We start from the raw sequence: 14598 nt of genomic DNA, 5'->3' as shown, positions 1-14598 counted from the left end.
TGGCTCAGGACGCCGCGTCGAGGCCCGTGCGGACGACCTCGTCGACGGTCCGGTCGCGGAACCGGTAGCCGAGGTCCTCCAACGCCGCCGGCCGCAGGTTGAGCGACCCGAGCGCCTCGGGGGCGAGCGAGCCGGCGCCGGCCTCGATCGCGAAGCGCGGCACCGCGAGGAACGCCTTGCGGTGGACCGCGCGGGCTAGCGCCGCGGTGAACTCGGCGTTGGTCGGGGTCTGCGGGCAGCAGATGTTGAACGGGCCCGCCGCGGTGTCGTGCTCGGCGAGGTACGCCGCCGCGCCGACCCAGTCGCGCAGCGTGACCATCGCCATCCGCTGGTGGCCGTCGCCCAGGCGCGCGCCGAGCCCGAGCCGGGTGAGCAGCTGGAGCTGCTTGAGCGGTGCGCCGCGGCGGTCCATCACCGGTGCGGTGCGCAGCAGGCACAGGCGCGCGCCCGCGTCCGCGGCCGGCCCCGCGGCGTCCTGCCACTCCCGGGTGACCTGGGTCAGCAGGCTGTCGCCGGTGCTCTCGGTCTCCTCGGTGACGACCTGCTCGCCGTGGTCGCCGTACCAGGCGATCGCGTTGCCGGCCAGGAACGCCGGACGCCGCTCGCTGTCCGCGATCGCGCGCGCCAGCACGCGTGTCGTGGTCACCCGGCTCTCGCGCAGCTCGCGGGCCCACTTCTTCGAGTGGGGGTTGCCGACCGTCGGCGTCCCGGCGAGGTTGACGACCACGTCGGCGCGCTCGATGACGTCACGGTCGTAGACGCCGGCGTAGGGGTCCCAGGTCGACTCACCCGGCCCGGACGCCGGCCGGCGCACCAGAGCGACCACGGTGTGCCCGCTGGCGCGTAGCTCCGTGCTCAAGTGGGTGCCCAGGAATCCGGACGCACCGGCGATCACGACGTTGAGTGCCATAGGGCCAGCCTCCCAGGTGCCTGGTGACCGTGCCGGTGCCGGAGAGCGGCCGAGGCCCGCCGACCGTGGTCGGCGGGCCTCGTCGTGCTGGGACTCAGGTAGCGCAGCCGACCACCTTGGCATCCGCCCAGTCGGCGTGGTCGTGGCCGTTGGTCCCGAGCGGGTCGACGTACAGCCGCAGCCTCGACACGCCGGTGAGGTCGACATCCGCGGCCGCCGTCTGGCTGCCGGTGATGTCGGGGGAGCGCCACAAGACCCGGCCGTCACCCTCGACCTGGAAGGCGACCTTGCCCGCCCGGTCCTCGGCGTCGAGGCCGACCACGCTGGTGAAGCGCGTGCACCCGTCGAGGTCGAGGACGACCTCCGACGGCGCGTGGGCGCCGAGCCCCTTGGCGTACTCGGTGTCTCCCACGGTGATCGGCGCACCGTCACCGGCGGCCTGGCCGTTGACCGACATGTCTCGCTCGACCGGTCCCCAGCCGTTCGTCGACGACACCCAGGGGAGGTCGCTGACGTAGTGGGTGCCGGGCTCGACCGGTGGGGGCGGCGGGACCGGCCGGCCCACGAACCACGTGGTGCCGACCTCCTGTGTCGCATCGCCCGAGCCCCACCGGGCGGTCCCGACCAGGGCCGCCGGGGGAGAGGCGGAGGTGCGGCCCGAGGCCGGCGCGGTGACGGACCACGCGGCCTCCGCCTCGCCGCTCGTGGGGTCCTCCTGGCGCTCGACGGCCCAGCCGTCGGGGGCGGTGAGGTCGTACGCCGCACCCGTCAGGTCCGTGCCGGCCGGCGCGTCCACGTGGGCGGTGACCGTGAACGTCTCGCCGTCCGCGGCCTGCGACGGTGCGGTCAGCACCAGAGCGGCGTCCGCCGGTTCGGCGTACGTCGCGGCGGCGTATTCGGGACTGTCCACGTCGTGGATCCGCTGGCTGGTGAGGTGGTTGCCCAGCGTGACCAGGCTGACCGGGCCGAGGCCCGCGCCCGAGTCGGACCACACCGCGAGCGAGATCCGGTTCCGGCCCTGGTGCCGCAGGATGCCCTGCGGGAGGTAGAACGTGCGCTGCGGCCCGACGTCGTTGACGTACTGCCCGAGGTTCCAGCCGTTGACGAACACCAGCGCGCGGTACTTCGTGGTGTGGTCACCACCGAAGTGCAGCCCGATCGGGGTGTCCTGGTCGCGCGGCACGTCGAGCCGCACGTCGGTGGAGTACCAGCTGAGACCCGGCTCGGCCGACGCCGTCGGCGTGCTGACGGTCTCCCACGACGAGGTGGGGTAGCCCGGCAGCGGATAGCCGGCGCGCTCGCCGTGCAGACCGCCGTTGTTGAGGATCCCGCGGGTGCTGTCGACGAGGTGCTCACCGCCACGCGCCCCCTGGATCCGCCAGGTCGGTGTTACCCCGGACCCGATCATTGATGCCGAGAGCAGGCCGCGCGGGTTCTTGTGGGCGTCGTTGTTCCCACCGTCCTCGTTGTGGCCCATGTTGCGGACCAGGACCGAGACCACGTTGTCGTCGCCGGCATGGACCGCCCCGTCGGGGAACGCGACCTCCTGCGTCGACTCCTGCGCGGCCGTGGAGGTGCGGTAGGTGCCGAGGTAGCCGCCGTTCAGCCATACCGCCCACGCCCCGGCCTTGCCGGTCCCGGCGCGCAGCTTGATGCCCTGCTCCTCGCCGGTGCCGGTGAAGTGGCCGCGATACCAGGTGTCGCCGTAGTGGAACCCGTAGTCGTCGGTGTAGAGCACCGGCAGCGTCTTCGGCCGCGTCGGGTTGTTGGTGGTGAGGTGGTCGGCCACGGCCCATGCCGAGTCGTCGAAGTCCGGCCGGGCCTCCGGCTGGTCGACGGTCCGCTTCCAGGTGGTCAGTGCCGGCAGGGTGACCTGCTGTGGCCCGTCGACGGAGAAGACCCGCGATCCCCACGGGGTCGGGCTGGTGGTGACCTCCCGACCGTTCCAGAAGACGCTGGACACCCCGCTGGACGCGAACACCTCGAGTCGGCCCGCCCGGTCGGTGTCACCGTCGAGGCGGAGCACCGGACCGTGGCGAGTCGCCTGTCGCATCATCGACCCCCCGCGGACCAGCACCGGCCCGTCGTCGGTGTCCAGCTTCCAGAACGTCGAGGCGGTGTCGCTGTCCGCGAGCATCAGGTCGAGTGGGTCTCGTCCGCCGCCGGTGATCCGGATCCGGGTCAGCCCGTCGGTGACGTAGTTGAGGCGCAGGTCCCCCGTCGCGTCGTCCCAGGTGGTGGCCACGTCGCCAGAGAGCACCTCGACCTGCGGCCGCTCGGCGTACCTCAGCACGGTCTCGCCGTCCTCGCCTGAGCGGCCGTGGAGGATCGCGACGTCGCGGTCGTCGATGCGCTGGTGGGTGTAGATCTCCGACGTGGAGTACACCAGCCGCTGGGCACCGAGGTCGTAGCCGCCGAGGAGGATCTTGTAGTCCTTGCCGTCGATCGTGATCCCGGTCCCCGGCTGCTGCGGCACGGTGTAGCTGCCGTCGGGGACGTCCACGCTCAGCGTCGTGGACTCCGTGCTCGTCGACTTGATGTTCTCCTGCCGGACGAAGTAGACCCTCGCGCCGGTCTCGGGGTTGACGTCTCCGGCGACGTGCAGCGCGGCGTTCGAGTGCTCGACCTGGCCCGGCAGGTTGTCGAGTTGGCGGAGGTCGGTGACGGCGTCCACGAGGTAGCCCTGCTGCTTGAGCACGGGGACCTTGTTCGTGAGCTCGCGGGGCTCGCTGAAGGCAGCGTGGTAGTCGTAGGAGGTGTAGACGACGTTCGGGTCGGCGGTCCAGCCGATGTTCGTACCGCCGTAGGCCATGTAGATGTTCTGCATCGTGAAGTGGTTGTCGATGTTGTTGCCGTAGGTGATCCGCTCGAACGTCGGGCCGTAGGTGTCGCGGTTGTCCTCGTAGAGGCCGCCGCCCCAGGGCTGGAACCAGCCGCCCTGGAACTCGGCCCAGAAGAACGGCCGGTCGCCCACCCCGCACCGGTCGGGGTCGAAGCTGGTGCCGTCGCGGAGGAACTCGTAGTCGGTGACCGACGTGCCGGGGTAGGTGTCGGTGGCGTAGAGGTCCGGTGCTCCCTTGCCGCAGGCCCAGCGCAGCTCGCGACCCTTGTCGTTGTGGAACAGCGGGACATCGATGCCATCGCCGCGGACCGCGGCCTTGAGCTCCTCCATGTAGGTCTGCCCGGTGGCGTTGGTGCCGGTGTACTCGTTCTCGATCTGGTAGAGGATCACCGAACCGCCCCCGTCGGTGAGCTGGTGACGGGCGATGATCGGATTGATCGCGTCGAAGTACTGCTCCCACGCGGCCTGGTAGTCGTCGGCGTCCGTCCGGGCGCGGCCGGCCTGGGTCTGGAGCCATCCCGGGAAGCCGCCGCTGTCCACCTCGGCGTTGATGTACGGACCGGGCCGGGCGATGACGTACAGGCCGACGTCCTCGGCGAGGTCGAGGAGCCGCTCCACGTCGCGGATGCCGGTGAAGTCGTAGCTGCCGTCGCGGGCGGAGTACTGCGCCCAGTCGAAGTAGAACGAGACGGTGTTGAACCCGTTGGCCTTGTACTTCTCCAGCATGTCGCGCCACAGGTCCGGGTTCGGCAGCCGGAACGGGTGGAACTCCCCGGACCAGATGTACTCGCGCTCGCCGTCGATCTTCAGCGAGTACCGGTCGTAGCTGATCGTGTGCGGGCGGCCGTCGCCGAAGTGCGGCCGGCCCTCCGCGTCCTGACCGGTTGGGGTGGCAGTGGCGGCGGCCGTGGTGGCTGCAGCGGTGGTGGCCTGCGCGACGGGGCGGGGCGCCGCCGCCGCGGGGGCGCCGACCGTGGTCAGGCCGAGCCCAGCGGCCAGGGCGAGGACCGCGGCCAGGCCGGCGGTGCGCCGCCGTCCGGTCCTCGACGGGTTGCTGTGAGCGTTCACTTTCATGAGCCGAGATCTCCTGTGTCGTGGTGGGGCGGGATGGGGGTGGGGGTGAGGGTGGACCCGGACGTGGGTCCGGGAGAGGTCAGGAAGGGGCGAGCACGCGGATGCCGTCCGGCGCCGCGTCGACGACCTCGACCTCCACGTCGTGACCGCGGAGCTGCTCGACCGCCTCGGGCGGTGCGGAGGCGCCGGTGAGGACGAGGTCGACGTCGTCGACGGCGCACACGTGCGCCACCGAGACCACGCCGATCTTCGAGCCGTCCGCCACGACGACCCGGCGGCGGCCGGCGGCGAGCATGCGCTGCTTCATGGCCACCTCGGGGAGGTTCACGTTGGTGACGCCCGCCTCGGGGTCGACCCCGTTGCAGCCGATGATCGCCAGGTCGGCGTGGATGCGCTCCAGCAGGAGGCCGCCCATGGGGTCGACCAGCGAGTGCTGCATCCGGCGCAGCGTGCCTCCGGTCAGCATCACCGTGAACCGCTCGGAGGCGGGCTCGAGCTCGGCTGCGATCGTGAGGCCGTTGGTCACGACCGTCACGCCGGTGAGGTCGGTGCGCCGGCACAGCGCGCCGGCGACGGCGGTGGTCGTGGTCCCGACGTCGAGGACGACCGTCGAGCCCGAGCGGACGAGCGCGGCCGCGGACCGGCCGAGCGCCGCCTTCTCGGCCGAGTGCGTCGTGGCCGTCTCCTCGAAGGACCTCTCGGGCTGTGAGGGGGAGGTCGCCATCACACCACCCCGGATGCGGCGCAGGTCGCCACGCTCGGCGAGCCGGTCGACGTCGGAGCGCACCGTGACCACGGAGACGTGGAACCGGTCGGCCAGGTCGGAGATCGTGACGAAGCCCTGCTCGGCGACCGAGGCCACGATCCGGCGCCGGCGCTCGGTGGCGGTCAGCTCGGCGGCTCCTCCTGTGGCGTCGGTCACGTGCCAAGAAGACGCCAGGTGACGGCGACTTGTCAATGGGCAAGCGTCAACGAAAGTGTCTTGCGTTTAGGAAAGTCCCCGGCGACGAGCGCGACGCGGGGCGCGACGCCGTCACCGGTCGTCGCGCCCCGCTGGCGCTCAGATTTCGAACTGGCCGGACTCCAGGCGCTGCTTCACGTCGCTGAGGAACCGCCCGGCGTCGGCGCCGTCGACCAGCTGGTGGTCGTAGGTCAGCGCCAGGTAGACCATGTAGCGCACCGCGATCGTCTCGCCCAGGTTCGGGTCGTCGATCACGACGGGCCGCTTGACGACCGCGCCGGGGCCGAGGATCGCCACCTGGGGCTTGTTCACGATCGGGGTGTCCCACAGGGCCCCGACGCTGCCGAGGTTGGTGATCGTGAAGGTCCCGCCCGAGAGCTCGTCCGGGCCGATCTTGTTGGTGCGGGTGCGCTGCGCGACGTCGCCGATCTTCTTCGCGAGCCCGGCGATGGAGAGGTCGCCCGCGTCCTTGATCACCGGCGTGATCAGGCCCTTCTCGGTGTCGACCGCGATCGCGAGGTTCTCGCGGTCGTAGTAGGTGACCTCGCCCGCCTCGGTGTCGATGGTCGCGTTCAGCGCCGGGTGGGTCTTGAGCGCGTCGACCGCCGCCTTGGCGAAGAACGGCAGGTAGGTCAGCTTGACGCCCTCGCGAGCAAGGAACTCCTGCTTGGCGCTGTCGCGCAGCCGGGCGATGTTGGTGACGTCGACCTCGACGACCTGGGTCAGCTGCGCAGAGGTCTGCAGCGACTCGACCATCCGTGAGGCGATGATCTTGCGCAGCCGCGACATCTTCACGGTCGTGCCGCGCAGCGGCGACGGAGCACCCGACGGCGCGGCCGGCGCGGCCGACGACGCGGCCGCAGCGGGTGCCGCCGGGGCCGGAGCCTGCTGGGCCTCCTGCTGGGCCTGCTCCTGGGCGCGAGCGGCGTCGAGGACGTCCTGCTTGCGGATCCGGCCGCCCACACCGGTGCCGGTCACCTGACCGAGGTCGACGCCGTGCTGGGCGGCCATCTTGCGCACCAGCGGCGTGACGTACCCAGGACCGTCGCCGGCCGCGGCCGGCTGAGCGGACTGGGTCGGCGCAGCGGCCGGCTGGGTCTGCGCCGCAGGCTGCGCGGGCGCGGCCTGGGGTGCGGACGCCGGCGGCGGGGTCTGCTCCTGCTGCGCGGGCTCCGGCTCGGGCTTGCGCTCCGGCTCCGGCTCCGGTGCGGGCTCGGGCTCCGGCTGCGGCTCGGGGGCCTGCTGCGGCTCGGGGGCCTGCTGCGCCGGGGCGGGCTGACCCGACCCGATCACGGCGAGCACGGCGCCGACCTCGACCGTCTCGTCCTCGGCGACCTTGGTCTCCAGCAGCGTGCCGCCGACGGGCGAGGGGATCTCGGTGTCGACCTTGTCCGTCGAGACCTCGAGCAGCGGCTCGTCGACCGCCACCGTGTCGCCGACCTGCTTGAGCCAGCGGGTGACGGTGCCTTCGGTGACGGACTCGCCGAGTGCCGGCAGGGTGACTTCGGTGGCCATGGACTTCCTTCGCTTGCGTGTCGTGGAGAGTGCGTTGAACGGTTCAGGAGTGAGCGTGGAGGGGCTTGCCGGCGAGCGCGAGGTGCGCCTCGCCGAGGGCCTCGTTCTGGGTCGGGTGCGCGTGGACGAGCGGGGCCACGTCTTCCGGGTACCCCTCCCAGTTGTAGATCATCTGCGCCTCGCCGATGAGCTCGCCGACCCGGTCGCCGACCATGTGGACACCCACGACGGGGCCGTCCTTGCGGCGCACGAGCTTGACGAAGCCCTGGGTCTTGAGGATCTGGCTCTTGCCGTTGCCCCCCAGGTCGTAGGTGAGCGTCTCGATGCCGTCGGCCCCGTAGGTCTCGGCCGCGTGCGCCTCGTTGAGCCCGACCGAGGCGACCTCGGGGTGGGAGTAGGTGACCCGCGGGATGCCCGCCTCGTCGATCGGGGAGGGGTCGAGCCCGGCGATCTCCTCGGCCACGAAGATGCCCTGCTGGAAGCCGCGGTGGGCCAGCTGCAGGCCGGGCACGATGTCGCCCACGGCGTACACGCCCTCGAGGTTGGTGCGGCACCGGTCGTCGGTGAGGACGAAGCCGCGGTCCATCGTCACGCCCTGCTCGTCGTAGCCGAGCCCCTCGGTCACCGGGCCGCGCCCGACCGCGACCAGCAGCAGCTCGGCCTCGATCGCGTCACCACCCTCGACCATCACCGCGACGCCGGTGTCGGTGTGCTTGACGCTCTCGAACGGCGTGCCGGTGCGGAACGCGATGCCGCGCTTGCGGAACGCGCGCTCGAGCGCCTTGGACGACGCCTCGTCCTCGACGGCCACCAGTCGCGGCAGCGCCTCGACGATCGTCACCTCGGCCCCGAAGCTGCGCCACACGCTGGCGAACTCGCAGCCGATGACGCCGCCGCCGAGCACAACGACCGACGCGGGCACCCGGTCCAGGCGCAGCGCGTGGTCGGAGGTGATGATGCGCTCACCGTCGATCTCGAGGCCGGGGAGTGTGCGGGCGTACGAGCCGGAGGCGAGCACGACGTTGCGGCCGGAGTACGTCGCGTCGCCGACGGTCACCTGGCGCGGGCCGGTGAGCCTGCCGGCGCCCTCGATGACCGTGATGCCGCGGCCCTTGATCAGCCCGGTGAGGCCCTTGAACAGGCGGGAGACCACGCCGTCCTTGTAGGCGTTCACGCCGGCCATGTCGATGCCCTCGAGGGTGGCCCGGACGCCGAACGACTCGGCGTCGCGCGCCTGGTCGGCGACCTCGGCGGCGTGCAGGAGCGCCTTGGTGGGGATGCACCCGATGTGCAGACACGTGCCGCCCAGGTTGGCTTTCTCGACCAGGCCCACGGTCAGGCCCAGCTGCGCCGCGCGGAGTGCGCAGGCGTAACCACCGGAGCCTGCACCGAGGATGAGTACGTCGAATTCGGCGTCGGCCACCCGCCCATCCTTGCACTTCCGCCCAACGTGTCCACACCGGCCTCCGGCGCGGGGGAGGGGCGTCCGGGAGCTACTCGGCGGTCACATCACCGGCGATCCGCCGGGGGTTCGCCCGGGTTGTTGGCACACTGGTGGTCATGGCATGGATGGACCGGTTCCGGCGCGGCTCGGGCACGAAGATGCGGCGCCCTGCGCGCGACGGGTTCCGCACGGGCTCGACCCGGGTGCGCGCATCGGACTCGGTGGACCAGGAGCACCTGCACACATGGGTCGCGGAGCGGCGCGGCGTGGAGGGCTTCGTCGAGCCGCGCACCGCGGTCAGCGACGTGACGCTGCTGCTCGTGGCGCACGACGGGGAGTGGACCCGTCGCCGGGTGCCGTCGGTCGCCTGGGCGCACGACTTCTGCAACCGGCACCAGGTGCCGTCCTACGACGCCGCCGTCGTCGGCATCCCGCAACGGATGCGCGACTACAATCGCCGGCGCAAGCAGCAGGGGCTCTAGGACCCCGACTCGCCGGCCAGGGTCCGCACGTAGTCGACCAGCGTCGCGACCGCGACGCCGGTGCCGCCGGCGGTGACATGTCCCCACGCACCCCCGGAGTTGAACGACGGCCCCGCGATGTCGAGGTGCGCCCACGGCAGGCCGCCGGTGAACTCGCGCAGGAAGGCCGCGGCGTACAGCCCGCCGCCCCAGCGGATCCAGTCGTGCTGGGAGAGGTCGGCGATCCTGCTCGAGGTGATCCGCTCGCGCATCGCCTCGGGGATCGGCATCGGCCACATCTCCTCGCCGGCCGTGGCGGCGGCGGCGAGCACGTCGTCGACGACGTCCGCGGAGCCCATCACGCCCGCGACCCGATCGCCCAGTGCGACGACCATGTGGCCGGTCAGGGTGGCGACGTCGACGATCACGTCGGGCTGCGCCTCGGTGGCGCGCACCAGCGCGTCGGCGAGGATCAGCCGCCCCTCGGCGTCGGTGTTGAGCACCTCCACCGTGGTGCCGCCGTACATCGTGAGAACGTCGCCGGGCCGGACCGCGGAGCCGGAGAGCATGTTCTCGGCCATGGGGACGTACGTCGACACCCGCACCGGCAGCCCGAGCCGCGCGATCGCGAACGTCGCCTGCACGACCGCCGCGGCGCCGGCCATGTCGGACTTCATCTCGTGCATGCTCTGGGCGGGCTTGATCGTGAGCCCGCCGGAGTCGAACGTGATGCCCTTGCCGACCAGCGCGACGTGCCGCTCGGCCCCCTTGGGGGCGTAGCTGAGCTCCACCAGGCGGGGCGGTGCCGACGAGCCCGCGCCGACGCCGAGGATGCCGCCGCAGCCGAGGTCGGCGAGCTCGGCCTCGTCCAGCACCCGGATCGTGACCTTCGGTGCGCCGCGCCCCTTGGTGAGCTCCTGGGTGGCCGCCAGCACCGTGTCGGCGAACGCCGGCGGGGTGAGGTCGCCCGGCGGGGTGTTGACCCAGTCGCGGGTGGTGGCGACGGCCGCGGCCACCACGCGGGCCTCCTCGAAGGCCGCGACCACCTCCTTCTTGCGGGCCGCGGCGCTGAGCACGATCACGTCGGCGGGGGCGTCGGTGGCCTTCGACTCGGGGGCCTTCTTGTACGTGGTGAACGTGTAGCCGCCGAGCTCGTAGCCCTCGGTGACCGCTCGCACCAGCCCGGGGGTGCCGGCGGGCAGTGCGATCGCGACCGACGCGGCGTTGGTGACCGCTCGGGCGGCCACCCCGGCGGCCCGGCGTACGGCGCCGGCGTCGGGAGTCTTGCCGAGTCCGACGAGCACCAGCAGCGGCGTGGGCAGGGCGCCGGCGGTCGGCACCTTGGCGACCTCGCCGGCCTTGCCCTTCACCCCGAGCGTCGCGAGGAGGGGGCGCAGCTTGCGACCGTAGGCGGCCGCGACGTCCTCACCCCCGTCGGCGAGCTCCGGACCCTTGGCGCCCTGGAGGACCCCCACCACCACGGCCTCGCTGCGGGTCTTGGCGGGGCTGGCGCTGCGCAGGGTGTAGGACGTCACCGGGGAAGGATAGTCCGGTAGGTTCGCGGTCATGGCGGACCACCAGGACCAAGGTCAAGACATCGAGCTCCACTCGCCACTGCACGCGCGGCACGAGGCACTCGGGGCCAAGTTCGCCTCGTTCGGCGGCTGGTCGATGCCCCTGGAGTACTCGACCGGGGTGGTCAAGGAGCACACCGCGGTCCGCGAGTCGGTCGGGATCTTCGACGTCAGCCACCTCGGCAAGGCCACGGTCGAGGGTCCCGGGGCGGCGGCGTTCGTCAACAGCACGCTCACCAACGACCTCGGCCGGATCGGTCCGGGACAGGCGCAGTACACGTTGTGCTGCGACGACGAGACCGGCGGCGTGGTCGACGACCTGATCGTCTACCTCCACGACGACGACCGGGTGCTGCTGGTGCCCAACGCCGCCAACACCGCCGAGGTGGTGCGCCGGCTCACGGCGGCCGCCCCCGACGGGGTCACGGTGACGAACCGGCACCGCGACTTCGTCGTCCTCGCCGTCCAGGGCACCCGTTCCGACGAGGTGCTGGCGAAGGTCGGGCTGCCCACCGGGCACGACTACATGTCGTTCGCCGAGCAGACGTTCGCGGACGAGACCGTCGTGGTGTGCCGCACCGGCTACACCGGCGAGCGCGGCTACGAGCTGATCGCGCCCAACGCCGTCGCCGAGCCGCTCTGGGACGCGCTGCTGGCTGCGGGCGAGGAGTTCGGGATGCTCGCCTGCGGGCTCGGCGCACGTGACACCCTGCGCACCGAGATGGGCTACCCGCTGCACGGCCAGGACATCTCGCTCGACGTGACGCCCAACGAGGCCCGGCTCGGCTGGGCGGTGGGCTGGCGCAAGGACGCGTTCTGGGGCCGTGACGTCCTCACCGCCGAGAAGGCCGAGGGCCCCAAGCGGCAGCTGCGCGGCCTGGTCGCCACCGGCCGGGGCATCCCGCGGCCCCACATGAGCGTCAGCCTCACCCCCGACGTGCTGCTGGGCGAGGTCACCTCCGGCACGTTCTCGCCGACCCTGCGCCGGGGCATCGGCCTGGCGCTGCTCCCGTCGTTCGTCGACCCCGACGCCGAGGTCGGTGTCGACATCCGCGGCCGGCGCGAGATCTTCCAGCTGGTCAAGCCGCCGTTCGTCGACCCGTCCGTGCGGGAGAGCTGAGATGAACCTGCCCGAGCAGCCCTCCACGTTCCGCCCGCCGTCACCGGCCGAGCGGCCCTGGTGGTGGCGTCTCGAGAACGCCGCCGGCGAGGAGGTCGCCGTCGGTCCCGACCTGGCCGGGGAGCGGTTCGCCAGCCAGGCCGACGCGGAGTCGTGGGTCGGCGAGGCCTGGCCCGATCTGGCGGCCGAGGGCGTCGACGCGGTCACCCTGTTCGAGCACGAGCGCCGGGTCTACGGGCCGATGTCGCTGCACGCCTGACGGCCACCGTCCCGGTCCTTTCGGCTCTGGCCTGACGGGCCCGGCGAGGAGCAGGATGCCGCCATGCGCAACGACGCCGACTTCGTCGCGTACGTCGCGGCGCGCTGGCCGTTCCTGGTCCGCTCGCTGGCGCTGATCGGCTGCCCGGTGCCCGAGGCCGAGGCGATCGTGCAGAGCGCGCTCGCCCGCTGCTACGCGGCCTGGGACGAGGTGCTCGGCTCCGACGACGTGGACGTCAGCGTCTACGGCGCGGTGCTCGACGGATGGCACCGGAGCCGGCGGCACCGGCGGCACCCGGCGCCCGCCGTACCGATGCCGGAGACGGTCCCGGCCGACGACCTGGTCCCCGAGCTGGTGCGGGTGCGACGGGCGCTCGAGGAGGAGCTCGGCCACCTCGGCACCGAGGACCGGGAGGTGCTGGTGCTGCGCTTCGTGGCCGGCCTGTCGGAGGACCAGGTCGCCGACCTGGTCGGCGTCCCCGTCCGGTCGGTCCCGAGCCCCGCGCCCGCCGAGGACTTCAGGACGGCGAGCGAGTCGATCGACGTGCTCGCACCCCCGCTCGACCGCGTGCTCGCCGAGGCGGCGGTGCAGCGCCGCCGGCACCGGCGGACCGTGCTGGCCTCGGTCGTCGCGGCCGTGGTCGCCGTCGGCGGGGTCGGCTGGCTCGCCTCGCGGCCGCCGCCCGCGGAGCACCCGTCGGACCTGCCCTGGACGGTGGTGCGCCAGCCCAACCCCGTCGACGTCGCGTGGTACGCCGGCGGCCAGCTGCACCTGTCACGGGTCACGGTCGAGATGCCGGCGATCGGCCAGCTGGTCGCCGTGCACGACGGCGCCCTCGTCACCGATGCCGAGGGCACGGTGGTGTTCGTGGCGGAGGACGGCGCCGCGACCGAGCTCGGCCGGACCGACCCCGGCGCCTCGGTGGCGGCCTCGGACCAGACCGACTGGGTGGCGTGGGTCGACGGGTCCTCCGACGTACCACGGCTGGTCGTGCACAACCTGATCTCGGGCAAGGACTTCGCGGCCCGGGACCTGCCCGACGGCGGGCAGCTGGTCGGCGTCGACCAGGCCCGCGTCTACTACGCGACGCCCGGCGGCGAGCTCGTCTGGCAGCCGGGCGAGGAGCCGCAGGAGCTGGACCGGACCGGCCTGCTCGACGTCGAGTCAGGCACCCGGGCCTACGACGTACCGGGCGGCATCGAGGTCCAGCAGGCCTTCTACAGCGCCGCCTACGTCCGTCCGGGGACCGGCGCCGTCCTCTCACCCGGCGGCAGCTTCCTGCTGAGCCGGGCCGGCGACGCGACAGCGCCGTTCCGGCCGATCCTGTACGACGTGCGCTCGGGCGGCCGGATGCGCTCGGGGCTCTCCGGCGGTGAGCTCGCCCTGGACGCGACGTTCGGCCCCAACCACACCGTGAGCTATCTGGTCGCCGCGCGTGCCGACCTCGCCGGCAGCCCGGACCTCGACGGCAACAGCGCGCCGCTGGTGGTCCTGCGCACCTGCGACCTCGCGCCGGTCACGTGCCACGACGTGCTCCCGCTGGCGCGTCCCGACGAGCGGCCGCTGCTCGCCCACTGAGACCCGGCGCTGACAGAATCCGCCCATGCGCTTCAGCCAGGTCGACGTGTTCTCCAGCGAGCCCCTGCTCGGCAACCCGGTCGCCGTGGTGCACGACGCCGACGGTGTCGACGAGGAGGCGATGGCGGCGTTCGCCCGCTGGACGAACCTCTCCGAGACGACCTTCCTGCTCGCCCCCACCCAGCCCGGTGCCGACTACCGGCTGCGGATCTGGACGCCGGGCGGCGAGCTGCCGTTCGCCGGGCACCCGACCCTGGGCAGTGCGCACGCCTGGCTCGAGGCCGGGGGCGTCCCGGCCGCCGACGGGGTCGTGGTGCAGGAGTGCGGTGCCGGACTGGTGCAGGTGCGCCGTGACGAGCGACTGGCGTTCGCCGCTCCGCCGCTGACCCGCGCCGGCGCCGTCGACGAGGCGGACCTGGTGCGGATCGCGGCGGTGCTCGGGGTGGACCGGGCCGACCTGCTCGACGCCGCCTGGATCGACAACGGCCCCGGCTGGGTGGGCGTGCTGCTGCCCCACGCCGACGCCGTGCTCGCGCTCGATCCCGACTTCGCGGCGTTCGGCGACCTCAAGATCGGCGTCGTGGGGGAGTACGCCGACGGGCCGGCCGCCGTCGAGGTGCGCGCGTTCTGCCCCGGCTACGGGATGCCCGAGGACCCGGTCACCGGCAGCCTCAACGCCGGGGTCGGCCAGTGGCTGGCTGGCGGCCGCCTGCCCGCGTCGTACGTCGCGAGCCAGGGCACCGCGCTCGGCCGCCGCGGCCGGGTGCACGTCGAGACCGTGGCCGGCCAGATCTGGGTGGGCGGCGACACCCGCACCACGATCACCGGGTCCGTGGGGATCTGACCACTACGCTCTGACT

The 14598-nt window shown here is 72.7% G+C and carries 11 protein-coding genes; 5 read left to right on the top strand and 6 right to left on the bottom strand.

All coding sequences use genetic code 11. The annotated features are described in order from the left end of the window. Positions 1 to 4 precede the first annotated feature (4 nt). The 5 genes from QQZ14_RS23505 to lpdA all read right to left on the bottom strand — a co-directional run bounded on the left by QQZ14_RS23505 (position 5) and on the right by lpdA (position 8725). A complete protein-coding gene (locus QQZ14_RS23505; RefSeq protein ID WP_284536860.1) occupies positions 5 to 910 on the bottom strand; it encodes a TIGR01777 family oxidoreductase in 906 nt (301 codons plus the stop codon). Positions 911 to 1004: 94 nt separating this feature from the next. Next, entirely contained in the window at positions 1005 to 4826 is a 3822-nt protein-coding gene (locus QQZ14_RS23500) for a beta-galactosidase (RefSeq protein ID WP_284536859.1), read from the bottom strand. 79 nt (positions 4827 to 4905) lie between these two features. Further along, positions 4906 to 5748 carry a DeoR/GlpR family DNA-binding transcription regulator gene (locus tag QQZ14_RS23495; protein ID WP_284536858.1) on the bottom strand — a complete coding sequence of 281 codons (843 nt, stop codon included), beginning with the start codon at positions 5746 to 5748 and terminating at the stop codon, positions 4906 to 4908. 138 nt (positions 5749 to 5886) lie between these two features. Continuing rightward, positions 5887 to 7302 carry a 2-oxoglutarate dehydrogenase, E2 component, dihydrolipoamide succinyltransferase gene (gene sucB, locus QQZ14_RS23490; protein ID WP_284536857.1) on the bottom strand — a complete coding sequence of 472 codons (1416 nt, stop codon included), beginning with the start codon at positions 7300 to 7302 and terminating at the stop codon, positions 5887 to 5889. Positions 7303 to 7345: 43 nt separating this feature from the next. Beyond that, complete coding sequence (gene lpdA / locus QQZ14_RS23485; RefSeq protein ID WP_284536856.1) at positions 7346 to 8725, bottom strand: dihydrolipoyl dehydrogenase; 1380 nt, start codon at positions 8723 to 8725, stop codon at positions 7346 to 7348. Positions 8726 to 8862: 137 nt separating this feature from the next. Here lpdA and QQZ14_RS23480 point away from each other — a divergent pair, with 137 nt between their 5' ends. Then, positions 8863 to 9228, top strand: coding sequence for a hypothetical protein (locus QQZ14_RS23480; RefSeq protein WP_284536855.1), 366 nt, complete (start codon positions 8863 to 8865; stop codon positions 9226 to 9228). Here QQZ14_RS23480 and QQZ14_RS23475 read toward each other — a convergent pair. Beyond that, positions 9225 to 10742 carry a leucyl aminopeptidase gene (locus QQZ14_RS23475; RefSeq protein WP_284536854.1) on the bottom strand — a complete coding sequence of 506 codons (1518 nt, stop codon included), beginning with the start codon at positions 10740 to 10742 and terminating at the stop codon, positions 9225 to 9227. The genes QQZ14_RS23480 and QQZ14_RS23475 overlap by 4 nt on opposite strands. A 31-nt stretch (positions 10743 to 10773) precedes the next feature. Here QQZ14_RS23475 and gcvT point away from each other — a divergent pair, with 31 nt between their 5' ends. From gcvT to QQZ14_RS23455, 4 genes are all read left to right on the top strand, one after another. Continuing rightward, positions 10774 to 11901: a glycine cleavage system aminomethyltransferase GcvT gene (gcvT, locus tag QQZ14_RS23470; protein WP_284536853.1), complete on the top strand. Its 1128-nt coding sequence runs from the start codon at positions 10774 to 10776 to the stop codon at positions 11899 to 11901. 1 nt (position 11902) lies between these two features. Continuing rightward, complete coding sequence (locus tag QQZ14_RS23465; protein WP_284536852.1) at positions 11903 to 12160, top strand: hypothetical protein; 258 nt, start codon at positions 11903 to 11905, stop codon at positions 12158 to 12160. Positions 12161 to 12223: 63 nt separating this feature from the next. Then, positions 12224 to 13738 (top strand): sigma factor-like helix-turn-helix DNA-binding protein, encoded by a 1515-nt coding sequence (locus QQZ14_RS23460; RefSeq protein ID WP_284536851.1) that lies wholly within the window; start codon positions 12224 to 12226, stop codon positions 13736 to 13738. Positions 13739 to 13763: 25 nt separating this feature from the next. Further along, positions 13764 to 14582: a PhzF family phenazine biosynthesis protein gene (locus tag QQZ14_RS23455; RefSeq protein ID WP_284536850.1), complete on the top strand. Its 819-nt coding sequence runs from the start codon at positions 13764 to 13766 to the stop codon at positions 14580 to 14582. Positions 14583 to 14598: the final 16 nt, after the last annotated feature.

The sequence above is a fragment of the Nocardioides sp. T2.26MG-1 genome (assembly GCF_950101795.1).
Classification (GTDB): domain Bacteria; phylum Actinomycetota; class Actinomycetes; order Propionibacteriales; family Nocardioidaceae; genus Nocardioides.
The sequence above is the reverse complement of the archived record's forward strand: the minus strand, read 5'-3'. Positions and strand labels throughout refer to the sequence as shown.

Coding starts and splice junctions, on each gene's coding strand:
- QQZ14_RS23480 (WP_284536855.1), top strand. CDS start 8,863: ATGGCATGGATGGACCGGTTCCGGCGCGGCTCGGGCACGAAGATGCGG.
- QQZ14_RS23455 (WP_284536850.1), top strand. CDS start 13,764: ATGCGCTTCAGCCAGGTCGACGTGTTCTCCAGCGAGCCCCTGCTCGGC.
- gcvT (WP_284536853.1), top strand. CDS start 10,774: ATGGCGGACCACCAGGACCAAGGTCAAGACATCGAGCTCCACTCGCCA.
- QQZ14_RS23505 (WP_284536860.1), bottom strand. CDS start 910: ATGGCACTCAACGTCGTGATCGCCGGTGCGTCCGGATTCCTGGGCACC.
- sucB (WP_284536857.1), bottom strand. CDS start 7,302: ATGGCCACCGAAGTCACCCTGCCGGCACTCGGCGAGTCCGTCACCGAA.
- QQZ14_RS23500 (WP_284536859.1), bottom strand. CDS start 4,826: ATGAAAGTGAACGCTCACAGCAACCCGTCGAGGACCGGACGGCGGCGC.
- QQZ14_RS23460 (WP_284536851.1), top strand. CDS start 12,224: ATGCGCAACGACGCCGACTTCGTCGCGTACGTCGCGGCGCGCTGGCCG.
- QQZ14_RS23465 (WP_284536852.1), top strand. CDS start 11,903: ATGAACCTGCCCGAGCAGCCCTCCACGTTCCGCCCGCCGTCACCGGCC.